The sequence below is a fragment of the Humibacter sp. genome (genome assembly GCF_035547335.1).
GTDB lineage: Bacteria > Actinomycetota > Actinomycetes > Actinomycetales > Microbacteriaceae > Humibacter.
This window is the reverse complement of the sequence record NZ_DASZVF010000018.1, coordinates 30,556-54,286: the sequence shown is the minus strand read 5'-3', so window position 1 is coordinate 54,286 and position 23,731 is coordinate 30,556. Positions and strand designations below refer to the sequence as shown.

The window sequence follows — 23,731 nt, the reverse complement described above, 5'->3', positions numbered from 1 at the left end:
CGGAGCCATGGGGAGCACTCCCCATCGCCTCTACTGAGGCAGCGGCAGCTGCACGCGATCGAAGGTGCCTTTGGCGATGAACATGCCGCGTCCTGGCGGGAACTCGCTGCGCGCGAAGCGCGGCAGCGGAGTCTTCAGCAGCAGGTCTCCTTCCATGCTCTCCGGCTGGAGCAGGAGACCGCGTCGTCCGTTCTTGACCTCGGCCAGGAGCCCCCAGCTGGAACCCCAGCTGCTGGTCTCGCCCTCGGCGAGCAGGAAGTGGTCGCTGCGCCGCACCGCCTTGATCAGCTCGACGAGCGGGGCATCCGCCGCGGACTGCAGGAAGTCGCCGATCGACTCGACGAAGACGGCATGGCGTTCCACGGCCGCCGGATCGGTGACAGCGGCAAGGAGGTCTTTGGCGATGCCTGCCACTTCTTCGACCGTCGTCGCGGTCTCGGTCCACGGGTAAGCCCGGACGAGAGGCGAACGCGCATTCCCCAGGTAATAGAGCTGGAACGCCGGGTCGAACCGCCGAAGGGATTCAGCGACAGCGAGGAACGCCGAGGTCTTGCCGCTGGCCGGAGGACCGGCCAGCACCATGGTGCCCGTCGGCTGGAACCCGATCGGCTGAAGATCGGTCTCGCCGATGCCGAGCACGGGAAGATCGCCGACCCGGTCGGGAAGGGACGCCTGCCGGTATTCGGTCGGCATAGCGCCGATCGCCGGCGCCGGCTTCACGCCCGCGCGCTCCATGGCCTCCGCGAGCTTTCCCACCCTCACCGACTGCTCCGAGACGCTCGGCGTGCCGCCGAGGACGGCGATCTGCGTCTCCTTGCCGTCCACGACCGCGCGGCCGGGGGGCGAGGATGCCGAAAGAACGTCGCCCGGGGCATCCAGCAGCGAGTAGCTGTCGTCGGCGAGCCTGAGCACGACCTTGCGCTGCACGCTCGAGCCGACCGACCCAGGAACGGCCCCCGCGCGGTCTGCCGTGAACGCGACGTGCATTCCGAGCTGCCGCCCGTCGGTGAGCACGTCACGGAACACCTCGTACCACTGCGCCCGGTTCGCATGAACCTCGAAGTCCTCCCGGAAGCTCGGGAAGCCGTCGAGCAGGAGCAGAATGCGCGGCTCATCCGGTCGTGCGGCCAACTGCCGGTACTCCGTGATGTTCGACGCATTCGCTGCCGCGAAGCGCGGGGCTCGCTCGTCCAGCTGCGCCCGCAGCATGCGGAACAGGCGCACGACGCGCTCGACGTCGTCTCCTCTGATCACGGCGCCGACGTGCGGAAGCTGCTGCAGCATCCTCAGGCTGCCCGCGCCGAAGTCGAGCGCGTACACCTGCACGGGCCCCCCGCGCGGCGTGATGGCGGCCGAACACGCCAGGGTGCGCAGCACCGTGGACTTGCCCGAGCCACCCGTTCCGTAGATCGCGATGTTGCCGTCCACGTCGGGCTCGAAGTACACCGGCACCTGCTCCTGGCGCTCAGGCACGTCGGCGACGCCGAGCAGCAGCTCCGCATCCGTCCGCTGCCGCAGAACGCTGAGGTCGTACGCCGGAGCCAGCTCGTCGAGCCAGGGACGACGCGGGTGCGGGATGCGGGCGACCTCCCGCGCACCCACCATCGTCGCCACCAGTCGCTGCTGGTCCGTCGGGCCGGGGTCGCGCCTGAGGTCGACATCCGCATCCCGGCCGCCCGGCTCCTCCCAGCGGATCTCGCCGCCGAACCGGAGTTCCGCGACCTCGATGCCCGCACGCTCCGGCTCACGACTCGTCCAGCCGCCCGCATAGGCGGACTGGAACATCGTCAGCCGGCCGGGTCCGGTCTTCGCGACACCGCGCCCCGGGATGCCAGGGTCGAAGTGTGCGGCCTCCTTGGTGCCCACGACGTCGTCCGAATCCGACTCGTCGGCCATGCGGAGTGCGACACGCAGGTTGGTGTTCGCACGGAGGTTGTCCTTGATGACGCCGGCGGGTCGCTGGGTCGCCATGATTAGGTGGATGCCCAGCGATCGTCCCCGCTGCGCGATGTCGACGACGCCGTCGACGAATTCGGGCACCTCGCCGACGAGCGCCGCGAACTCGTCGATCACGAGCACGAGCGCGGGAGGGCTGTCCGGATCTCCGCGTTTCTCCAGTTCGAGCAGATCCTTGGCCTTCTTGCGGTTCAGCAGGTGCTCGCGGTAGCGCAGCTCGGCGCGCAGGCTGGTGAGCGCGCGGCGCACCAGGTGTGGGCTCAGGTCGGTCACGAGCCCGACGCAGTGCGGCAGGTTGACGCAGTCCGCGAACGCGGAACCGCCCTTGTAGTCGACGAACAGGAAGGTCACGCGGTCGGGACTGTACTCGGCAGCCATCCCGAGCACCCAGGCCTGCAGGAACTCCGATTTGCCGGCACCGGTTGTGCCGCCGACGAGAGCGTGCGGCCCCTGCGTGCGAAGGTCGAGGTGCATCGGATCGACGCCTCCGGAGCCGACCGTCGCCCGAAGGGTGCCGGCACGACGAGGCGTCGGCGCCTCCCCACTGCGATCGTGGATGGAGTTGTTCTGCCGCCAGCGGTCGACGACGGCATCGCTCGACTCGGCGAGCTCGTGCCCGAGCAGCGCGACCATCGAGATGCTGCGCGGCAGGTCGGAGGAGTCGGCGAGGAGCGCTCCAGCATCGACCACGGCGGCCATGCGACGCGCGAACTCGAGGGCGCGCGCCCCGTCGACGGACTCGGTGGCGACATCCTCGATGATCTCCCCGAGTCGCACGAAGCCCACGCGGCCGCGACCACGCTGGTCGCCGAGCTCCAGATAGGTGCGGCAGACGGCGGGGAGGGACCGCACGTCGCCGGCGATCCAGATGGGGTACACACCGGCATCCGCGGCTCGCTCTGCCAGTTGCACGAGTCGAGCCCTGTCCACGTCGGCGTCGTCGGAGATGAGCACGACCATGGCGGGGATGGGAGACGGCGTGCCGTCTGCACCGCCATCCTTGCCGACACCCGCCCCGCGCTCGAGCGCAGCGGAGTCGCTCTGCATGGCCCCGCGTCGCTGCTTCGCCCGGTTCTCGGCCAGCCGCGCGTCGACGAGACCCTCGAGGGCGGACAGCAGGTTCGAACCACTGGCCGCGCTGTCCGCAAGGTGCACCGTCTCGATCGGCGACTGTGGTGACGAGGTGTGCGGCATCCACTTGAGCCACTCGAGCTCGCGCGACCAGCGCGGCGAGACGATGGCCGCCACCGCCAGCTCTGCGGGTGAATGCAAGGCGGTCAGCTGGACGAGTATCGAGTTGAGGTTGCCCGTCGCCTGCTCGGGCGACCCCGTCACGCCGAGCGCGCCCGAGTCATAGAGGTTGTCGATGATCGGCACGTCGTCGACATGCCTATGCTTCGCGAGAACCTCGTCGAGACGCTCCTGATACGGCTTCAGGATCTCGCCGCGGCCGGCCGTCCGCACCGCGTTTCGGCTCAGCATGCGTCCTACTCCGAGCCGCACGTTGAGAAACGACCAGTGCTCGGGACGCCTGGTCCACAGCAGCGGACCTCGCACCGCCGCCTGCGAGAAGCAGTCTTCGGTCGAGGGCGACTCTTCGGTGCGAGTGCGATGCTCCGTCACGCGTTCTGCCTCGAGCTGCTCGGTGAGAGTGGCAAGGCGCTCGTCGAATTCCCCTATGGACTTCTTCAGGCGTCGCTTCTCACGCGACTTGGCCGTCACGGCGTTCCCGACCATCATGAGCGGCGACATCGCCACGAACAGCAACGAGGTGGGCTGCTTCGAGATCGCGAACATCACGCCACCCATGAGGAGCGGCGCGATCATCGCCAGCAGCGGGAACGGCTGCGGCTCCTTGCGTGCGGGAACGTCGGGGGCGGCGAACTCCTCACCCGCATAGCGTGCTTCGACCTTGGGTGAACGGTTGAAGAAGACCGGGCCGGCCTTGGGGACGACGCCCGCGAGCGCCTGCCGGTCCGTGATCGTCAGCACCACCTCGGAGTCGCCGATGAGCAGCGTCTCCTCGCGGGTCACGCGCAGTCGCGGCACGATTCCGCCGTCCACCACGATTCCGTTGGCGCTGCCGAGGTCGATCACCTCGACGGCGTCGGATGCCTCGAAACGCACGTGCCGTTTCGACACGAGGTCGTCGTGGAGCACGATGTCGCAGTCGGGATCGCGCCCCAGCACCGTCGTTCCGAGCGCGATGGGGAACTCGCTGCCGGCATCCGGGCCCTTGACGACCCGCAGCGTCGCCACCTGGGCCCCGCGTCCCAGGCCTCTCGGCGAGTAGTGCGTGCCCGCTTCGGCGAGCTGCACCACGGCGCCGCTCGCGATCCAGGCTTCACCGACCGGCGCTTCCGGCGGCAGCAGCACCCACTCGGTCTGGCCAGGCAACGCTGCGTGCAGTGTGAGGGATCCGTGTGCTTGCGGATCGCCGCCGGCCGCCGGGTCGAGGCGCGCGATGGCCGCGGCGACCTCGGAGATGCTGGCGGCGGCATCCGTGGTGACGACGATGTCGGCCGGCTGGCCGGAAGGCCGATTGAGCGTCAGCTTGAGGCGCATGGCTGGGTCTCCAGGGGAACCGGGGCGGTGCCCGCGAGGTCGGGACCGGTGTCGCAGAAGACGTCCACCGCGACCCGTCCACCCTACCGGGGACCCACGCCGACCAGACAGCGCGGTACACGTTCCTCCATGGCCGGCTCGGCGCGCGTCCGTCTCATGCACGCTGGGACGCCCTGGTCGGCCCTCCCGCTCCGGCACCGCGTACTCGCGGCCGTGGCCCCGCGTACCCCTCCTCCCCACTCGACCTTCGGCTGTCCCTTCACGTCGGGTGCAGTGCGCAAACGCGACGCCAAGGGACAGCCGAAGAGGGCGGGGGCCTGCGCGGCACCCGCGCTGCACGCCACCATCCCGCAGCGTCCCGCTGTCCCTTCGCGTCGGGTGCACCGCGCGAATACGACAACACCGGACAGCCGAGTGCGGTCCGCGGCCTGTGCCTAGGCGGCTCGGCGGGCGCGGACCGCGGCGACCCGGCGCACCAGTTCGGCGGGTCTCTCGAAGAGGAGCCGCCGATCCACACGGATGACGTACCACCCGAGCGCGGCGAGAGCTTCGAGCCTGTCGATATCCCGCGCCCACTGCCGGGCATCGGTGCGGTGCTGGCCGCCGTCGTACTCGATGGCGACTCGCAGCTGCGGATACGCGAGATCGACGCAGGCCACGAAGGATCCGTGCTCGTCGAAGACGTCGTAGTCGAGGATTGGCTCCGGCAACCCGCCGTCGACGATCGTCAGCCGCGTCCACGTCTCGGGGCGGGACGCCGCGCCCGTCCGCACCCGGGGCAGCACCGCGCGCAACGCACCAATCCCGGCTCGGCGCCCCGCGCCGACGTGGGCCGCGAGGTCGTCGATCGTGGCGAGCGGTTCTTCCCGCTCTCCGGCCGGTAGGGCGAACCCGCCGGGCATGCGCGGCACGTGCACGATGGCATCCGCCACAGCCACGAGGTCATACGGATGTCTCAGGACCGTGGCGAGACCCGCCCACGTGGACGCCGGGCTCGAAACACGCAACCCCGTTTCCGGATGCCTTCGCACGGTCACGAGCCGTGGTCGAGCCTGATGCGCGGCGACGGCGGCCCGCTTGGAGGCGCGATGCGGTGCCATGACGCTCACGTGGACGCGTGTGTCGCGAATGGCGGCGTAAGGCAACGGAAGCCCCCAGATGATCGCGGCGGTGACGTGACTGAAGAACTCGTGCTCCGTCATGCATTGGGCATACGCTCTGGCGTCCGCAAGGATGCGCGCCTCCGCGATGCGCGGCGCGGTGGATGCCGGCGGCCTCCCCGCGGAGCCGCTCCTGTGCGAACCGCCGGTGTCCGAGCCGCCTGCGATGGAGCCGGCCGCGGTGGTTCGGCCGGTGCCGGAGGTCGCCGTGTTGGGGCGCGTCGTGTCGGCACCCCCGGGGTTGGGACTCACGGCGACGGACCTCCCGCCGTTGGGGCTCGTGTTGGTGGAGCGACCGTCGTTCTCGGAATCCGTGCGGCCCTCGCCGGTGATACGACGCCGCACCCCTCGGAACGGGATCTCGAGATCGGAGGCGCGCATCCGCCCAGCAGTGACGCCGGATGCCGTCGCGTCGGCGACGGAGAACGACTCACCTAGACGGGGCGGAAGCGGGCGTGGACGCATGAGGGACAGCGTGACGTGGTTTGGGATGTCGCGTCGGCCGTTATCCACCGCTCGGGTGAGGCCCCAGGCTGGGCGCCGTGACTGGCTGACCGGATCGTCCGGTGTTCCGCGGTCCGGTCACGTGAGGTGCGACATTCGTAGGCGACCCAACTGGACAGGCGAGCGCCGCGAGTGTGCGGTCCACGCGGCACAGGTTCGGCTGTCCCTTCACATGGGGTGCGGTGCGCAAACGCGACGCCAAGGGACAGCCGAACATCGGGAGCTTCGCGGGTACGCACTCCGCTGTCGCTTCGTGTCGGGTGCTGCATTGGCATTCCACACGAAGCGACAGCGGAGCTTGAGCCCTAAAGGCTGCGCTGGTATCCGCGCAGCGCGCGAACCGACCAGACGAAGGTGAGCACGGCCAGCAGGACGAGGCCGCCGACGTGCCAGCCGGCCGAGCTGTCGACGGTTCCGGCGAGCGTGTTGCGCGCCAGGTCGACGGCCCAGGTCATCGGGTTGTAGGTGGACACGTTCTGCACCCAGTCCGGCATGAGGGATGCCGACATCATCGTGGTGGACAGGAACGTCACGGGCAGCACCACGATCTGCGAGATGCCGATGAGTGCGACCTGGTTGCGGGCCGTAAGCGCGGCGGCCGTGGACAGCGAGCAGAAGATCGTGCCGAGCAGCAGCGCGGCGAGCAGTGCGAGCACCATCCCCCCTGCGCCGCCGGGATAGGTCGCTCCGCCGAGCCAGCCGATGACCAGCACGACGATCGACTGCGCCAGGCAGATGATGAGCTGCTGCACGAGCTGGCCGGTGATGATGGCCGTGCGGGCGACCGGGGCGGTGAGCAGCTGGTCCATCACGCCCGACTTCATGTCGTCGATGTAGCCGCTGCCCGCCCATGCTCCGCTGTACAGCACGGTCATCATGAGCACGCCCGGCACGAGGAACGTGACGTAGTCGATGCCGCCGAATCCCGGTAGCTTGCCGAGCGAGGAGAACACCTGGCCGAACAGCAGGATCCACACGATGGGCTGCACGAGCGAGAACGCGGCGCCCCATGCCTGGCGGCGAACGTTGATCAACCAGCGGCCGGTGATCTGGGCGGTCTGAGTGAGCCATCCGGAGCGCACCCGGTGAGCGGGAACGGTCTCGACGAATGCTGCGGTCATGCTGCTTCTCCCTTCTGGGCGGGACCGGTCTGGTCCTGGTCGGATGCCGGGGCGCCGTGGGACGGCGCATCCGCTCGCTCGAACGAGCGGCCGGCGTAATGCAGGTAGACGTCGTCGAGGCTGGGCCGGGATGCCGACACCGCCCCGAAGGCGACGCCGGCCGCTTCGAGTGCCGCGATGGTGGGCGCGACAGCGGCCGAAGCGTCGTCGGTTCGGGCGACGAGCTGCCCGCTCGTGCCCTCCGACTCGACGACGATGTCGCGCAGCCCGAACACGGATGCCGCCGCGCGCCGCACGCGCTCGACGTCGGGCTCGACGAGCGTGACCCGGAGCGTGTCGCCGTTCAGCGACGCCTTGAGCTCGTCAGGGCTCCCGCCGACGACCCTGGTTCCGTGGTCGATGATCATCACATCGTCGGCGAGGCGGTCCGCTTCCTCCAGGTAGTGCGTGGTGAGGATGACGGTGATCGCACGCTCGGCCGAGAGCCGACGGATCTCGCTCCACATCGCGGCACGCGCCTCCGGGTCGAGTCCGGTGGTCGGCTCGTCGAGGAAGAGCACGCGGGGTGCGTGCACGAGCGCAGCGGCGACATCCAGACGTCTGCGCATGCCGCCGGAGAACTTGCCGACCGGGCGGCCTGCGGTGTCGCCGAGCCCGAACTCGTCGAGCAAGGCGGATGCCCTTGCCTTGGCATCGGCAGCCGCCATGCCGCGGAGACGGCCGGCGAGCACCAGGTTCTCCGTCCCGGTGAGGAGCGGGTCGGTGCTGGCGCCCTGTGAGACGTAGCCGATGTGCTGCCGCACCTCGGCGGGGCGCTTCACGACGTCGATGCCGTCGATGCAGGCGGATCCGCCGCTCGGACGGCTCAACGTCGTGAGGATCTTCGTGGTCGTCGACTTGCCCGCCCCGTTGGGTCCGAGCATGGCGAACACGATCCCGGCCGGCACCTGGAAGGTGAGGCCACCGAGCGCGTGAACCGGGGTGCGGTGCGCGCCGCGGTAGGTCTTCGTCAGGTCGGCGACGTCGACCGCGAGGCCGGACGCGCCCTGGTTGGTGGTGTTCATGGCTTCTCCGTTCGAAGAGAGAGGGTGAGGTGAAGTGCGCTATCTGCGGTTCTTGACCGAGTCGGAGGGGAAGAGCATGCGGGCGAGCATGAGGAAGAAGACGACGAATCCGGCGACGAGCGCGAGCCACGACCACACGAATCCGACTGTGAAGCTCAGCACCAGGAACACGGCGATCGCGACCACGAAGATCACGGCGGTGTAGATGCCGAACCTGGCGGCGGCCGCCTCGTCCTGGCTGAACCGGTCCGTGCCCTGATAGCGGCTGGCCAGCTGTCTCGCCCAGGGCTTCTTGCGGTTCGTCTGGGTGGCACCGAGGTAGCTGAACCACGCGACCGCGACGACCACGAGTGGTGCGCCGACGGCGATCAGCCACACCTGATCGAGCTCCCCGACGAACTGGCCCGCCATCGCGAGTCCGGCGACGGCGAGGAACGACGCCGAGCCGTATGACGCGGCGCGACCTGCGGGAACCGGGTAGTTCGTCGTGGTCTCCTGGTGCGCGCCGTCGCCGACGAGCACGCCGACGGGAATCGCCAGCAGCACGATCGCGGTGACGGTGGATGCCCACAGCGGCCAGGCGAGGATCCCGCACGCCGTGAGCACGGTGAGCGCCAGTCCTACCGCGGCGATGACCGCGAGCACGACGGTGCGCACGACGAAGGCCGGACGCGGACGCACCCTGTGCCGGCGCATGAGCTCGATGAGGTCCCGTGCCCGGGCAGCGGCATCCGGTTGGGAAGCGGCCTCACGCACGCCGCCCTCCAAGCCTCCGGCTCCGACCGTGCCCCTGGTCACCGGCTGCCCAGTCACCTCGGCGGCGAGCGCCTCGATGTCACCGAGCTCGGCCAGCGCGCGATCGATGGCCCCGACGGGCCCAAATCCGGATGCCTCCAGCTCGCTCACGCGGTCGGCGAGCGACGCGCGCAGCTCGTCTCTCAGGTCGCGCAGGTCGTCGGTGTCGGGCAGCGCGCGGAACGCGGCGTCGAGGCGGGCGTCGAGTTCCGAGTGGTCGTCGAGTCCCGAGCTGTCGTGGCGACTCATGAGCGGTCCCCTTTCAGGTTCAGAAGCGTGTTGATGATGGCTTGCGTGGCGATCCAGTCGTCCACGTTCCTGCGGTACACGGCGCGTCCCGCGTCGGTGATGCGGTAGTACTTGCGGCGCCCGCCCTGCGTCTCGTCTCCCCAGTACGGCTCGATCAGGCCGTCCTTGGTGAGCCGGCGGAAGCTGGCGTACAGCGTGGCCTCCTTGATCTCGTAGTCGCCGCCGGTGGCATCCCGGATGGCCTTGTGGATCTCGTAGCCGTAGCTGTCGCCGGCGCGCAGCACGCCGAGCACGATCGTGTCGGTGTGGCCGCGCAGCAGGTCGGCCGCGAATGCGGACGACGACGCCGCCTCCGACGCGTCGCCCGATGCCGGAGCGACCGTCGTCGACTCGTGAGACGGCGACGGCTCGCCCGCCCCGGCTGCGCTTTCGGGGTCGGTGTTCGGTGTCATGTGCAGTACTATATCAGATCAAGTACTGCGGCTGTCAAGAATGATCGACAGCATGAATCTCGGCGGGTCTCGGCCCGGACGAGGAGCGCGGCCGGCGGATGGGGACCTCGGCCGGCGGATGGCGGCCTCGGCGCAGCAGTGCTAGTCGCGGCGCGGCAGTGCTAGTCGCGGCGCGGCAGCGCTAGCCGCGCTTCTCCCATGGCCAGCGCGGTCGGCCGCGCTCGTCGATCCTCGACGACAGCACGATCATGTCGAGCAGCACGACGATCAGCGACAGGATGCCCGCAGCGGCCGCGAACGGTCCGATCAGCTGCCCCACCACGAACGGAACGAAACGGTACGGGTCGGCGATCGCGACCACGAGACCGGCAGCCACGGCGTAGCCGAGATACGAGCCGACAGCGGTGAGAAGAGCAACTCCCACCGCGATGTCGTGTGCGTGCCGTGGCACTCTCAGCGCTCGTACCAGCAGCGCGGTGAACACGACGCCGGCGGCGACCAGGCAGGCGATCGGGCCGGCCAGCGGCCCGGCATCCGGATCGTCGAGCACGTCCCGCTCCAGCAGCACGCTGAGCACGCCGAGCGTTGCGATGAGCAGGGCAGCATAGAGCGCCGTCGCGAAGAACGCGAGGGTGGCTGCGTAACGACGAAATTCCATGATGGGTGCTGGTTGCTGCGGTGTCAGGCGGCCGCGACCATCCGCTGCCGCATCGCACGTGCGATGACTCCGATCCAAGCACCCCGGGTCATGTTCCGCTGGTTCTCGGCGCGAGCGGCGCGGGTGACGGCGGAGTCCGGCAGCTCAGGCGTCGGGCCGGCGGTCCTCCCGCGCGCTCGAATCAGGCGCCTGAGGCTGCTGGGCTCGCCGTGGGTCCCGCCGCGACGCGACGCTCGTAGTCGCGTTGCGCCTCCAGGTTGGCCGCGCGAACGCGCCGTCCGCGGGCCGCAATCCAGGCGCCGAACCACAGCGCGGCCTCGCGCGCGACCACGGCCGAGGCGATCGTCAGCGGATTCGTCCACAGCGTGCCGACGAACTGGTTCGCCTCGTTCAGGCTCATCGTCCAGGCCTGCACCGTCAGCAGCGCTCCCCCGAGGTAGCCGAAGTAGACGACGGCGCCCACGAAGAACGAGCCAACCACGTGCGCCCACCAGCCCCCGCGGTTCACGATGGCGATGAGCAGCGCGTAAGCGAGGAAGAAGACGACCACGGGAACCCAGAACCCCGCCGTCTGCAGGTAGCGCTCCCAGAGAGCGAGCGCGGTACGCGGCTCACGCAGGGCGAACAGCCCCAGTGCGACGGCGGCGAAGACGACGGCGTACGCGACGGTCGCGACGACGTCGATGAGGATGCCCATGAGCCGGTTGCCCCTGCGCTTGGGCGGCGTCGGAGCCGTGACGTACATCGGCGTCGCCGCTGCCGCCGTCGCCGCGTACGGCACCGGCTCGGGCACTCGCGCGTCGTCTGCGGCCGCGGCCTGGCGGGGGTCGCTCGCATCCTGGTCGGCTGCTGCCGACGCGACGGGCCCCGTCGCCGCCGTCTCGGGCTCATCGTCGACGGGACGACTCGGCTCGGGAGGCAGGATGATCGCCTCGTGCGGCTCGCGAGCATCCGTCTCACCGTTCCCGGCGTCGACCGCGTCGGACGTGGCCGTGTCGTCGCTGACCGCGCCGCGCTGCGTCACGGGTTCGGCGGCCTCGCGCCCGGCGTCGTGGACCTCGTGCTCGGTCGCATCTCCGGCACCCTCGTGCACCCTGGTGCCGACCGGCCGGGTGTCCGCCGGCAGATCGTCGTCGGCTCGGCCTGCACCTGCCTGGGCGTCATCGACCGGGCCGCCATCAGACGGGTCGGCCGCGTCGCCCTCCGCCATCGACTCACCCGCGTCGGTGGAGACGTTCGCCTCTGACGGCTCAGGACGCGCCTCGTCGCCCGTGAGCTCGTCGTCGGACGGACGCGACTCCTCGTTCGAACCTGCAGCCTGCGGTGTGTCGTTGCTCATGGTGCCCCCTGGACAGTCTGCGGCTTAGCCGCTCATCAGGTTCAGTCACCTGTCGCGGTGCTCGCGGCTATGCCGCTCAACAGGACAGCTTTCGCCACGGTAGCAGGGGGCCGATGGCGCTGGCGCGAGGCTCACCGTGCGGCATCCACGCCCGTGGGGGGTCGAAGCACGCGCGAATGCACAGGCGCCGGAAATGCACAGGAGCCCCGCGCTGGTGTGGCGCGGGGCTCCTGGTGGGAAGCGAGCGGACTCGCTTGTCACCCTCAATCAGTTGTATCGCCGCTTCGCGGCTCATAACTTCCCGCGGTTCGGCCAAGCGAGCAAGCTCGCTCGGTTCTCACCTTGGTCAGTTATATCGCGGCTTCGCCGCTCACAACTTCAATCGGTCGGGGAAAGCGAGCAAGCTCGCTTTCCCCTCCCTCAATCAGTTGTAGGTACCCGGGGTGTAGTCATCCGAGCTGAAGCTGTCGAAATCGACGAAGCTCAGATCGTTCTCGTTGAACACCGTGTCGTCGGTGAAGATGCGGTTCGGGTAACGCTCCGCCTTCGCCTCCTCCGTGGCCTCGACGGTCACGTTGCGGTAGCGAGTCAGACCGGTACCGGCCGGGATCAGCTTTCCGATGATCACGTTCTCCTTGAGACCGATCAGCGGATCGCGCTTGCCCTCCATGGCGGCCTGCGTGAGAACACGTGTGGTCTCCTGGAACGACGCCGCCGACAGCCACGACTCCGTCGCGAGCGAGGCCTTGGTGATACCCATGACCTCCTGGCGGGCGGATGCCGTCTTCTTGCCCTCGGCGAGCGCGGCGCGGTTGATCTCGTTGTACTTCGCACGATCGACGAACTCACCGGGCAGAAGCTCGGTCTCGCCGTGGTCGACCACGGTCACCTTGCGCAGCATCTGGCGCACGATGACCTCGATGTGCTTGTCGTGGATCGGCACGCCCTGCGACCGGTACACGCCCTGCACGCCGCCCACGAGGTGCTCCTGCACCGCGCGGATGCCACGCACGCGCAGCACCTCCTTGGGGTCGACCGTACCGACGATGAACTGCTGACCGAGTTCGACGTGGTCGCCGTCCTCCACGAGCAGCGTCGAACGCTTGAGCACCTGGTAGCGGTGCTCCTCGTCGCCGTTGTCGGGGGTGAGCACGACATAGCGGGCCTTCTCGGTGTCCTCGATGCGCACGCGGCCTGCGGCCTCGGCGATCGGGGAGGCACCCTTCGGGGTGCGCGCCTCGAACAGCTCCTGCACGCGGGGAAGACCTTGCGTGATGTCGTCGGCGGATGCCGAACCACCGGTGTGGAAGGTACGCATCGTCAGCTGCGTGCCCGGCTCACCGATCGACTGCGCGGCGATGATGCCGACGGCCTCGCCGATGTCCACGAGCTTGCCCGTGGCCAGCGAACGGCCGTAGCACTGGGCGCAGACGCCGACGGCGGACTCGCAGGTGAGCACGGAGCGCACGCGGATGGTCTCGATGCCCGCCGCGATCAGCTTGTCGATGAGCACGTCACCGACATCCTGACCGGCCTCGGCGACGACCGTGCCGTTCGCGTCCACCACGTCGGTGGCCAGCGTGCGGGCGAACGAGGAGTTCTCCACGTTCTCGTCGCGCACCAGCACACCCTCGGAGTTGCGGGCAGCGATCGGCAGGTCGAGACCCTTGGTCGTGCCGCAGTCGTCTTCGCGGATGATGACGTCCTGGGAGACGTCGACGAGACGACGGGTGAGGTAGCCGGAGTCGGCCGTGCGCAGAGCGGTGTCGGCCAGCCCCTTGCGGGCACCGTGCGTCGCGATGAAGTACTCGGCCACCGAGAGACCCTCTGAGTAGCTCGAGATGATCGGACGCGGGATGATCTCACCCTTCGGGTTGTTCACGAGTCCGCGCATACCGGCGATGTTGCGCACCTGCAGCCAGTTACCACGAGCACCGGAGGACACCATGCGGTTGATGGTGTTGTGCTCCGGGAAGTTCTCGCGCATGGCCTTGGCGACCTCGTCGGTGGCATCCGTCCAGATCTTGATGAGCTCCTGGCGGCGCTCCGCCTCGGTCGTCAGACCCTTCTCGTACTCGCTCTGGACCTTCGCCGCCTTCTTCTCGTAGGAGGCGATGATGTCCTTCTTCTCCGGCGGGGTGACGATGTCGCTGAGCGCGACGGTCACACCGGAACGGGCCGCCCAGTAGAAGCCGGCATCCTTGACGCGGTCGAGCGTCGCGGCGACCTCCACCTTCGGGTAGCGCTCCGCCAGGTCGTTCACGATCGACGACAGCTTCCCCTTGTCGGCGACCGCCTCCACGTAGGGGTAGTCCTCCGGCAGCGTCTCATTGAAGATCGCACGGCCCAGCGTGGTCTCGCGAAGGGCGGTTCCGCCCTGCACGAAGCCCTCGGGCGCGTCCTCTTCGGCCAGGTACAGGTTCTCCAGACGGATCCGCACCTTGGCGTTGAGGTCGAGCGAGCCCTGGTCCTTGGCGAGGATCGCCTCGGAGACCGACGAGAACGCACGGCCCTCACCCGTCGCACCCTCCTTGATGGTCGTCAGGTGGTGCAGGCCGATGATCATGTCCTGCGCGGGCAGGGTCACCGGACGGCCGTCCGACGGCTTCAGGATGTTGTTGGATGCGAGCATCAGGATGCGCGCCTCGGCCTGCGCCTCCACCGACAGCGGCAGGTGCACGGCCATCTGGTCGCCGTCGAAGTCCGCGTTGAACGCGGCACACACGAGCGGGTGCAGCTGGATGGCCTTGCCCTCCACGAGCTGCGGCTCGAACGCCTGGATGCCCAGGCGGTGCAGCGTGGGGGCGCGGTTCAGCAGAACGGGGCGCTCGCGGATGATCTCCTCGAGCACGTCCCACACCTGCGGGTTCGCGCGCTCCACCATGCGCTTGGCGGCCTTGATGTTCTGCGCGTGCTGCAGGTCGATCAGTCGCTTGATGACGAACGGCTTGAACAGCTCGAGCGCCATGTCCTTCGGCAGACCGCACTGGTGCAGCTTGAGCTGCGGACCCACGATGATGACCGAACGACCGGAGTAGTCGACGCGCTTGCCCAGCAGGTTCTGGCGGAAACGACCCTGCTTTCCCTTGAGCATGTCGCTCAGGGACTTCAGGGCGCGGTTGCCGGTACCTGTGACGGGACGACCGCGGCGGCCGTTGTCGAACAGCGCGTCGACGGCCTCCTGCAGCATGCGCTTCTCGTTGTTCACGATGATCTCGGGAGCACCGAGGTCGAGCAGGCGGCGGAGACGGTTGTTGCGGTTGATCACGCGGCGGTACAGGTCATTCAGGTCGCTCGTGGCGAAGCGGCCACCGTCGAGCTGCACCATCGGGCGCAGCTCCGGCGGGATCACCGGCACCACGTCGAGCACCATCGCGGCAGGCGAGTTGCCCGTGGCGAGGAACGAGGAGACGACGCGCAGTCGCTTGATCGCGCGGATCTTCTTCTGTCCCTTGCCGTTCGCGATCTGGTCGCGCAGCAGCTCGGACTCGGCGTTCAGGTCGAACGCCTCCAGGCGGCGCTTGATCGCCTCAGCGCCCATGTAGGCCGTGAAGTACAGGCCGTAACGGTCGACGAGCTCGTTGAAGTCGGCATCCTCGGGCTTGAGGTCGCCGACCTTGAGCGTGCGGAAACCCTCCCACACGCGCTCGAGCCGGGCGATGTCCTCGTCGAAGCCCTTGCGGATCTGCGCCATCTCCTTCTCGGCGCCATCGCGCGTGCGGCGCTTCTGGTCGGCCTTCGCGCCCTCTTCCTCCAGAGCCGCGAGGTCGCTCTCCAGCTTGGCGAGGCGGTCGGCCACGCGGGCGTCGCGCTGGTCGGTCAGCGTCTTGATCTCGAGACGAAGCTCGTTCTCGAGGCCGGGCAGGTCGTCGTGGCGAGCCTGCTCGTCGACGTCGATCACCATGTAGGCGGCGAAGTAGATGACCTTCTCGAGGTCCTTCGGCGCCATGTCGAGCAAGTAGCCGAGACGGCTGGGCACACCCTTGAAGTACCAGATGTGCGTCACCGGAGCGGCGAGCTCGATGTGGCCCATGCGCTCGCGACGAACGGAGGACTTGGTGACCTCCACGCCACAGCGCTCGCAGACGATGCCCTTGAAGCGCACGCGCTTGTACTTGCCGCACGCGCACTCCCAGTCGCGGGAGGGTCCGAAGATCTGCTCACCGAACAGACCGTCCTTCTCCGGCTTCAGGGTGCGGTAGTTGATCGTCTCGGGCTTCTTGACCTCACCGTGAGACCAGCGACGGATGTCGTCTGCCGTGGCCAGGCCGATACGAAGCTCGTCAAAAGTTGTTGCGTCGAGCAATTTCTCTCCTACTAGAAAAGGCGTCAGTAAAGGTCTGGCTGGCTTCAGATGTCGTCGATGGACGACGACTCGAAGTGGCTGGACAGGTTGATGCCGAGCTCCTCCGCCGCACGGTAGGCCTCGTCATCCGTGTCGCGAAGGCTCACCGGGGTGCCGTCGGCCGAGAGCACCTCGACGTTCAGGCACAGCGACTGCATCTCCTTGATGAGAACCTTGAAGGACTCCGGGATGCCCGGCTCCTGGATGTTCTCGCCCTTGACGATGGCCTCGTACACCTTCACGCGGCCCAGGATGTCGTCGGACTTCACCGTGAGCAGCTCCTGCAGCGCGTAGGCGGCGCCATAGGCCTCGAGGGCCCACACCTCCATCTCGCCGAAACGCTGGCCACCGAACTGCGCCTTACCACCGAGCGGCTGCTGGGTGATCATCGAGTACGGGCCCGTCGAGCGAGCGTGGATCTTGTCGTCCACCAGGTGGTGCAGCTTCAGGATGTACATGTAGCCGACCGAGATGGGCTCCGGGAACGGCTCGCCGGAGCGGCCGTCGAAGAGCTGCGTCTTTCCGGTGTGGTCGATCAGGCGTTCGCCGTCGCGGTTCGGCAGCGTGGAGTCGAGCAGACCAGCGATCTCCTCCTCCAGCGCGCCGTCGAACACGGGTGTCGCCACCTTGGTGTTCGGGGCGGCCTCGCGCGCAACCTCGGGCAGGCGTGCGGCCCACTCCTCGTTGCCCTCGACCTTCCAGCCCTGCTTGGCTGCCCAGCCGAGGTGGATCTCCAGCACCTGGCCGAAGTTCATGCGGCCGGGAACACCGAGCGGGTTGAGGATGACGTCGACCGGCGTGCCGTCCGCGAGGAACGGCATGTCCTCCACGGGCAGGATGCGCGAGATGACGCCCTTGTTGCCGTGGCGGCCGGCGAGCTTGTCACCCGCGGTGATCTTGCGCTTCTGCGCGATGAACACCACGACGCGCTGGTTCACACCGGAGCCGAGCTCGTCGTCGCCGTCGACCGCGTCGAACACCTTGACGCCGATGACGGTTCCCTCTTCACCGTGCGGAACCTTCAGCGAGGTGTCGCGCACCTCGCGGCTCTTCTCGTTGAAGATGGCGCGCAGCAGGCGCTCCTCGGCCGACAGCTCGGTCTCGCCCTTCGGGGTGACCTTGCCGACGAGGATGTCGCCGGGGCGCACCTCGGCGCCGATCCGGATGATGCCGCGCTCGTCGAGGTCGGCCAGAAGCTCCTGGCTGACGTTCGGCAGGTCGCGCGTGATCTCCTCCTTGCCCAGCTTGGTGTCGCGGGCATCCACCTCGTACTCCTCGATGTGGATCGAGGAGAGGGTGTCGTCCTTCACCAGGTTCTGGCTGAGGATGATCGCGTCCTCGTAGTTGTAGCCCTCCCACGGCATGAACGCCACGAGCAGGTTCTTGCCGAGCGCGAGCTCGCCGTTCTCGGTGGCGGGGCCATCCGCGATGACCTCTCCGGCCTCGATGCGCTCGCCCGCGTTCACGATCACGCGGTGGTTGTAGCTCGTGCCCTGGTTGGAGCGGTCGAACTTGCGCAGGTAGTAGGTCTGCGTTCCGCCCTCGTCGAGCTGGATGGTGACGGCATCCGCCGAGACCTCCGCGACCACGCCGGACTTCTCCGCCGTGAGCACGTCGCCTGCGTCGATGGCCGCGTAACCCTCCATGCCGGTACCGACGTTCGGGGACTCGCTGCGCACCAGCGGAACCGCCTGACGCTGCATGTTCGCACCCATCAGGGCTCGGTTCGCGTCGTCGTGCTCGAGGAACGGGATGAGCGACGTGCCCACCGACACCATCTGGCGCGGCGAGACATCCATGTAACCGATCTGGTCGGCGGGAACGAGGTCGACCTCGCCGCCCTTCTGTCGGGCCAGAACGCGGTCCTCGGCGAAGTGGCCGTCCGCCTTGAGCGGCGCGTTGGCCTGGGCGACGATGAAGTCGTCCTCCTCGAACGCGGTGAGGTAGTCGATCTGGTCGGTCACCTTGCCGTTCACGACCTTGCGGTACGGCGTCTCGATGAACCCGAACGAGTTGATGCGGGCGAAGGACGCCAGCGAGCCGATGAGGCCGATGTTCGGGCCTTCAGGCGTCTCGATCGGGCACATGCGGCCGTAGTGCGACGGGTGAACGTCGCGCACCTCGACACCGGCGCGGTCGCGGGACAGACCACCGGGACCCAGCGCCGAGAGGCGGCGCTTGTGGGTCAGGCCCGCGAGCGGGTTGTTCTGGTCCATGAACTGCGACAGCTGGCTCGTTCCGAAGAACTCCTTGATCGCGGCGACGACGGGGCGCACGTTGATCAGGGTCTGCGGCGTGATGGCCTCGATGTCCTGCGTGGTCATGCGCTCGCGAACCACGCGCTCCATGCGGCTGAGGCCGGTGCGAACCTGGTTCTGGATGAGCTCACCGACGGCACGGATGCGACGGTTGCCGAAGTGGTCGATGTCGTCGACATCCAGGCGGATGTCGGCCGGCTTGCCGGCGCGGGTGCCGTCGATCGCGTACACGTTCTCGCCGAGCTGCTTCACACCGGGAGCCGTCGGGTCATGCAGGGCGACCAGGTACTTGATCGTCTTGATGATGTCCTGGTTGGTCAGCACGGAGTCCGACAGCGGGGCCTCGAGGCCGAGCTTGCGGTTGATCTTGTACCGGCCGACCTTCGCCAGGTCGTAGCGCTTCGGGTTGAAGTAGTAGTTGTCGAGGAGCGCGCGTGCGGCCTCCGCGGCGACCTGCTCGCCAGGACGCAGCTTGCGGTAGATGTCCTTGAGCGCCTCCTCCTTGGTGAGGATGGTGTCCTTCTCCAGGGTGAGCTCGATGGACGTGAAGCCCTTGAACTCCTCGAGGATCTCCTCGCTCGTGAGGCCGAGCGCCTTGAGGAAGACGGTCACCGACTGCTTGCGCTTGCGGTCGATGCGCACGCCCACCTGGTCGCGCTTGTCGATCTCGAACTCGAGCCATGCGCCGCGGCTCGGGATGATGCGAGCCGAGTAGATGTCCTTGTCGCTCGTCTTCTCCGGGGTGCGCTCGAAGTACACGCCAGGGCTGCGGACGAGCTGCGACACGACGACACGCTCGGTGCCGTTGATGATGAACGTGCCCTTCTCGGTCATCAGCGGGAAGTCGCCCATGAACACCGTCTGAGTCTTGATCTCACCGGTGATGTGGTTCATGAACTCCGCTTCGACGTACAGCGGCGCGGAGTAGGTCTTGCCCTTCTCCTTGCACTCGTCGATGGAGTACTTCTTCTCCTCGAGGAAGGGGTTTGTGAACGAGAGCTGCATGGTCTCGCTCAGGTCCTCGATCGGGGAGATCTCTTCGAAGATCTCCTCCAGCCCGCTGTTGCTGGGCAGATCCTGACGACCCTGTGCTTCGGCTTCGGCGACGCGAGCCTTCCACGCGTCGCTTCCTACCAGCCAGTCGAAGCTCTCCGTCTGCAGTGCGAGGAGATCGGGAACGGTGAGGGTGTCGGTGATCTTGGCGAACGAAAGACGAGAGTGGTTTCGTCCGTTCTTGTAAGTGGTGGAAGATGCGTTGCGCGCAGCAGCCAAGGAAATAACCTCCATGGGGTCCCTGCGAGGGACCACGGGTGACTGTCGGTCAGGTTGTGGTGTGGACGAAGACTCCCGCTACAGTGGTGCCCTGCCGTTGTGCTCGTATCTGACCGGTCCCCCGTTCCGACGACAGCGATTCCGCGAACAGAATCTCTGCGATCGAAACGCCAGAGGAGCCCAGCCCATGCACACACCGGAGGACACGCAGAGCCGACCGCAATATGAAGGCATGAGTGTGGGAGCGCAAAGAACAACTATATGTCAAGAAGACGCGCCCTGTCCAGTTTTTTCTTGACCGATAGTCGTTTCAGCAGTATAAGCGCGGCGGATGCCCGGTTTATTCCCCGTTCCCAGCCCGGCCGTCGGCCTCCGGATGCGCCGATCGGGCCGGTACTCGACCACCCTGGCGTCGGCTGTCAGGAGCGGGCGAGGGCGATGACCTGGGCCCTGTCACGCACCTGCAACTTGGAGAACAACGAGTTGATGTGCGTCTTCACCGTGGCGACGCTCACGAACAGGGCCGACGCGATCTCCGTGTTGCTGTGACCCTGCGCGACGAGCGCCAGGACTTCGGCTTCGCGTGCCGTGAGCTGGGGATGCCTCGCCCGGAGCTGCTCGGGCGACGGGCCGCGCGCGCCCTCCTGGGATTCCCCGGCTCCCGCCGTGCCGGGTGCGAAGCCGTGCTGCGTAGCAGCATGTTGCGCAGAAGGATCGCCAGCCCCGTGCGAGCCCGGCAACTCTGCACGGTCGGACGACGGCCTTGTGCCTGAACTGACGAACGACGGCCCTCTGCCCGAACTATCAGGCAACCGACCCGCGCCGTGGGCCGAACCTGTCAGCCCGCCGATGAGCCGGGCGCCGACATCCGCCGACAATGTCGTCTGGCCGCGCGCGACGGACCGCACCGCCGCCGCGACCTCTGCCCTTGTCGCATCCTTCGTGAGGTATCCCCTCGCGCCGGCGCGGAGCGCACCCATCACCGACGCGTCGTCCGCGAACGTGGTGAGCACCAGCACGGCGGTGCCCGGATGCTCCGCCACGATGCGGGCGGCGGCGGCGGATCCGTCGAGCACCGGCATCCTCAGGTCCATGAGCACGACGTCCGGCCGCTCGCGCGCCACGAGTGCGACCGCCTGCTCGCCGTTCGCCGCCTCTCCGACCACCTCGATGTCGGGAAGCAGATCGAGCACGGTCACGAGGCCATCGCGCACGATCGCCTGATCGTCGGCCACGACGACCCTGATCGTCGGGTCGTTCTCGCTCATCCGACCCCCTCCGCATCGACCATTTCCGCCTGCGCGCGCACCGCGAACCGGCCGTCCTCGACTCCGCTCTCCACTCGGCCGCCCGGTAGCTCGGCGAAGCGCTCGCGCATGCCGCGGAGTCCCCTGCCGGATCCGGTCGTCGCGAGCTGCACGCCGCCTCGTCCGGACGAGTGCGCAGTGGAAGCGTCAGCACCGACGGGGTTGCTCACCTCGAGCGTCACGAGATGCGGATGCCACGAGATGCGCACCCGCACCGGCTCGCCTGGGGCGTGCTTGCGCGCGTTGCTCAGCGACTCCTGCAACGCCCTGCGCAGTGCTGTCGCGACCGACTGAGTGACGTCGACCGGAGTGCCCAGCTGTTCGAAGTCGATCCTGCCGTCGAGGCGCTCGTGCGCGTCGACGAGGTCGATGAGCTGCGCCGCGAGGTCGGCTGACGCGACGGATGCCGTCGCATCCGTCTGCGACCGCAGCGCCTCGACCGCTCTCCGCGCCTCGGCCAGACCGGATGCCGCCATCGACCTGGCGTCGTGCAGTCGCGTCAGCGCGGCATCCGTTTTGCCCGCCTCCAACTGCGCCTCCACCGCGTCGAGCTGGATCACCAGCCCACCGAGGCTGTGCGCCAGCACGTCGTGCATGTCGCGCGCCAGCGCCTGCCTCGCGGCGAGCGCCGACGCCTTGGCCTGTTCCTCCCGCATGACCGCCGTGCGCTCGACCAGCTCCGCCGCCGCAGCCTGCCTCGCGCGTGCCTGTCTGCGGTTGATCCCGGCGAGGAGGGCGACGACGACACCGAACTCGAGCGAGAGGATGCCCTCGACCGTCACGCCCTTGCCGCCGCCGATGGCCACCGTGAGCGGAACCACGAGCACGATGCCCGCCCCGATCAGGGAATAGAGGTAGGTGAGCCAGGGCGGGTTCTCTGCGGCCGCGATCTGCACGATGGCCGAGATGAGCGGAACGATGAGCAGCCCGTTCGTCGACCATGCGGCGGTCGCGCCGGCAGCGACCATGACGAAGTAGAGGACCCACGAGACACGGCGCCACCCGACCGGGACGAGCACGTTGGCGATCCACGCCAGCACGGATGCGACGGCGAACGGCGTCGTCCACTGCGGCGACACCGATTCGCCGACGATCTGCGGGATCAGGTAACCGATGACGACGAGCAGGCCGATGATGTTGAGCAGCATGCCGAAAGGGGTTCGCCTGAGCTCGGTCTGGTGAACCGTCTCGATCATGTCTGCTCCTTTCCCACTGCTGGGCTGGTGTCGCTGCGGGGCCGGTCTGGATGGTGGGCCGGTCTCGTTGCTGGGCTGGCTTCGGTTCGCTGACCGACGTGCGTCGCCTGCTGCTCGAGGTCGACCGGTGGGCGGATGACGCGCAGCCGCCTGGTCCATCCTCCCCCAGCCTCGGCGGGAGGGCACGAGTCCGGCGCCCGCGGGCGTCGCGCACCTCGACCACGTCGCCGCATTCATCGGGGTGCCGAGGACCGGCCCCGCATGCGGATGTCCGGACCACCGCGAAGCCGTGCGGTGGTCCGGACGATGAGGCGGCCGGTGCGGGCTGTTTCAGACACGCACGGGCTCGGCGACCTTGGATGCGCGGTACACGATGACGGCGACGCGCGCCATGCGGTTGGCGGCGACCATGAGCAGGATCACACCGGTCGAGGCGGCGAGGTGGGATCCGGCCATGCCGGCGAGCGCATCCATGCCGACCCGCACGGCGATGAGCACGATCCACAGTGCGATGCCGAGCCATCCGGTGCGGGTCTCGATCGTGACGAGCGACGAGCTCGGACGCCGGTCGTCGGCATGTGCTTCGCGATACAAGCGGATGCCGTCGGACGTGAGCGGACGCAGCGTCGCGATCGCGCCCATCGCGACGCCGAGCCCGAGCGAGACGACCAGCTCGCCCAGGAGCACTCCGACGTCGATCCCGGTCAGCGCCTTGAGGCTGGTCGTGCCGCCGATCGTGGCGACGCCCGCGATGGCGAGCACGATCGGCATCCGCCACATGCGTGAGGGGTCCACTGCCCTCCAGGTCATCTGGCGGTAGCCGACCCAGACGACCAAGGCGACGATGAGGATCGCGTTGATGACGAGCTGGAGGGAGATGGACACGGTGCTCCTTGTCTGCTGGGGCCGATCCGCGACCCCGATCCGATGCATCCACTCTTCCGCCGCGCACGGTTCGCGCCCACCGACCCAGGGTGGAGATGCGGGTGGAGATCCGGCTCGCTCTGGGGGTGGAGATCCGGCCGGCTCGACGCGTGGAGATCCGGCCGGCTCTGGGGGTGGAGATGCCGTCCCCCGTTTTGGGGAGAAGCGTTCATCACCCCCTAACGAGGGACACGGCGTCGACCTGGCCGGTTGCTATCGAGTGCTGGTTCCGACGCCGCCGGCCCCGCCGCCGAGGTCGTATGAACGGTTGCCGATGTTCACCGAGTGATCGTCCGTCGAGTCGAACGTCGCCATGTTGTTGGAGTCGTAGTTCAGGTCGGTCGTCGACGTGTCGTACGAGTGGTTGACCGAGTTGTCGGTCGAGTCATCCGTGTTGAACGAACCCACCGCTGTCGCGCTCGTGTTGTCGGAGTGGCTGTTGCCCACGTTGTCGAGGTCGACAGCGAGGTTCGCCGTGTTGGTGGTGTTGTTCGTCTGGTTGAACGAGTCGCGCGCCGTGCGGTTGAGCGAGTCGTCGAAATCAAGAGCCATGAGTCACCGTCCCT

General features: G+C 68.2%; 14 protein-coding genes. All 14 read right to left on the bottom strand.

What is annotated here, in order from left to right; all coding sequences use genetic code 11:
• Positions 1 to 30 precede the first annotated feature (30 nt).
• Entirely contained in the window at positions 31 to 4,521 is a 4,491-nt protein-coding gene (locus tag VHB92_RS05180) for an FtsK/SpoIIIE domain-containing protein (protein WP_325452091.1), read from the bottom strand.
• A 434-nt stretch (positions 4,522 to 4,955) separates the two neighbouring features.
• A complete protein-coding gene (locus VHB92_RS05175) occupies positions 4,956 to 6,146 on the bottom strand; it encodes an endonuclease domain-containing protein (RefSeq protein ID WP_325452089.1) in 1,191 nt (396 codons plus the stop codon).
• 344 nt (positions 6,147 to 6,490) lie between these two features.
• A complete protein-coding gene (locus tag VHB92_RS05170) occupies positions 6,491 to 7,306 on the bottom strand; it encodes an ABC transporter permease (RefSeq protein ID WP_325452087.1) in 816 nt (271 codons plus the stop codon).
• Positions 7,303 to 8,370 (bottom strand): ABC transporter ATP-binding protein, encoded by a 1,068-nt coding sequence (locus VHB92_RS05165; protein ID WP_325452085.1) that lies wholly within the window; start codon positions 8,368 to 8,370, stop codon positions 7,303 to 7,305. Before VHB92_RS05165 ends, VHB92_RS05170 begins: the two co-directional genes overlap by 4 nt.
• Positions 8,371 to 8,409: 39 nt before the next feature.
• The gene (locus VHB92_RS05160; RefSeq protein WP_325452083.1) at positions 8,410 to 9,414 is read right to left on the bottom strand and encodes a permease prefix domain 1-containing protein; all 1,005 of its coding nucleotides are present in this window, start codon (positions 9,412 to 9,414) and stop codon (positions 8,410 to 8,412) included.
• Entirely contained in the window at positions 9,411 to 9,866 is a 456-nt protein-coding gene (locus VHB92_RS05155; RefSeq protein WP_325452081.1) for a PadR family transcriptional regulator, read from the bottom strand. The genes VHB92_RS05160 and VHB92_RS05155 overlap by 4 nt, the downstream gene beginning before the upstream one ends.
• A 181-nt stretch (positions 9,867 to 10,047) precedes the next feature.
• The gene (locus tag VHB92_RS05150; RefSeq protein ID WP_325452079.1) at positions 10,048 to 10,524 is read right to left on the bottom strand and encodes a DUF6121 family protein; all 477 of its coding nucleotides are present in this window, start codon (positions 10,522 to 10,524) and stop codon (positions 10,048 to 10,050) included.
• Positions 10,525 to 10,705: 181 nt separating this feature from the next.
• Entirely contained in the window at positions 10,706 to 11,863 is a 1,158-nt protein-coding gene (locus VHB92_RS05145; protein ID WP_325452077.1) for a hypothetical protein, read from the bottom strand.
• A 424-nt stretch (positions 11,864 to 12,287) separates the two neighbouring features.
• Positions 12,288 to 16,169 (bottom strand): DNA-directed RNA polymerase subunit beta', encoded by a 3,882-nt coding sequence (locus tag VHB92_RS05140; RefSeq protein ID WP_325452075.1) that lies wholly within the window; start codon positions 16,167 to 16,169, stop codon positions 12,288 to 12,290.
• 44 nt (positions 16,170 to 16,213) lie between these two features.
• A complete protein-coding gene (gene rpoB / locus VHB92_RS05135) occupies positions 16,214 to 19,738 on the bottom strand; it encodes a DNA-directed RNA polymerase subunit beta (protein ID WP_325452073.1) in 3,525 nt (1,174 codons plus the stop codon).
• Positions 19,739 to 20,157: 419 nt separating this feature from the next.
• Positions 20,158 to 21,006, bottom strand: a complete 849-nt coding sequence (locus VHB92_RS05130) for a response regulator transcription factor (RefSeq protein ID WP_325452072.1) — start codon at positions 21,004 to 21,006, stop codon at positions 20,158 to 20,160.
• Entirely contained in the window at positions 21,003 to 22,241 is a 1,239-nt protein-coding gene (locus VHB92_RS05125) for a sensor histidine kinase (RefSeq protein WP_325452070.1), read from the bottom strand. The genes VHB92_RS05130 and VHB92_RS05125 overlap by 4 nt, the downstream gene beginning before the upstream one ends.
• Positions 22,242 to 22,571: 330 nt before the next feature.
• The gene (locus VHB92_RS05120; RefSeq protein WP_325452068.1) at positions 22,572 to 23,126 is read right to left on the bottom strand and encodes a hypothetical protein; all 555 of its coding nucleotides are present in this window, start codon (positions 23,124 to 23,126) and stop codon (positions 22,572 to 22,574) included.
• A gap of 252 nt (positions 23,127 to 23,378) precedes the next feature.
• A complete protein-coding gene (locus VHB92_RS05115) occupies positions 23,379 to 23,717 on the bottom strand; it encodes a hypothetical protein (RefSeq protein ID WP_325452066.1) in 339 nt (112 codons plus the stop codon).
• Positions 23,718 to 23,731 lie beyond the last annotated feature (14 nt).

Coding starts and splice junctions, on each gene's coding strand:
- VHB92_RS05180 (WP_325452091.1), bottom strand. CDS start 4,521: ATGCGCCTCAAGCTGACGCTCAATCGGCCTTCCGGCCAGCCGGCCGAC.
- VHB92_RS05175 (WP_325452089.1), bottom strand. CDS start 6,146: ATGCGTCCACGCCCGCTTCCGCCCCGTCTAGGTGAGTCGTTCTCCGTC.
- VHB92_RS05170 (WP_325452087.1), bottom strand. CDS start 7,306: ATGACCGCAGCATTCGTCGAGACCGTTCCCGCTCACCGGGTGCGCTCC.
- VHB92_RS05165 (WP_325452085.1), bottom strand. CDS start 8,370: ATGAACACCACCAACCAGGGCGCGTCCGGCCTCGCGGTCGACGTCGCC.
- VHB92_RS05160 (WP_325452083.1), bottom strand. CDS start 9,414: ATGAGTCGCCACGACAGCTCGGGACTCGACGACCACTCGGAACTCGAC.
- VHB92_RS05155 (WP_325452081.1), bottom strand. CDS start 9,866: ATGACACCGAACACCGACCCCGAAAGCGCAGCCGGGGCGGGCGAGCCG.
- VHB92_RS05150 (WP_325452079.1), bottom strand. CDS start 10,524: ATGGAATTTCGTCGTTACGCAGCCACCCTCGCGTTCTTCGCGACGGCG.
- VHB92_RS05145 (WP_325452077.1), bottom strand. CDS start 11,863: ATGAGCAACGACACACCGCAGGCTGCAGGTTCGAACGAGGAGTCGCGT.
- VHB92_RS05130 (WP_325452072.1), bottom strand. CDS start 21,006: ATGAGCGAGAACGACCCGACGATCAGGGTCGTCGTGGCCGACGATCAG.
- VHB92_RS05125 (WP_325452070.1), bottom strand. CDS start 22,241: ATGATCGAGACGGTTCACCAGACCGAGCTCAGGCGAACCCCTTTCGGC.
- VHB92_RS05115 (WP_325452066.1), bottom strand. CDS start 23,717: ATGGCTCTTGATTTCGACGACTCGCTCAACCGCACGGCGCGCGACTCG.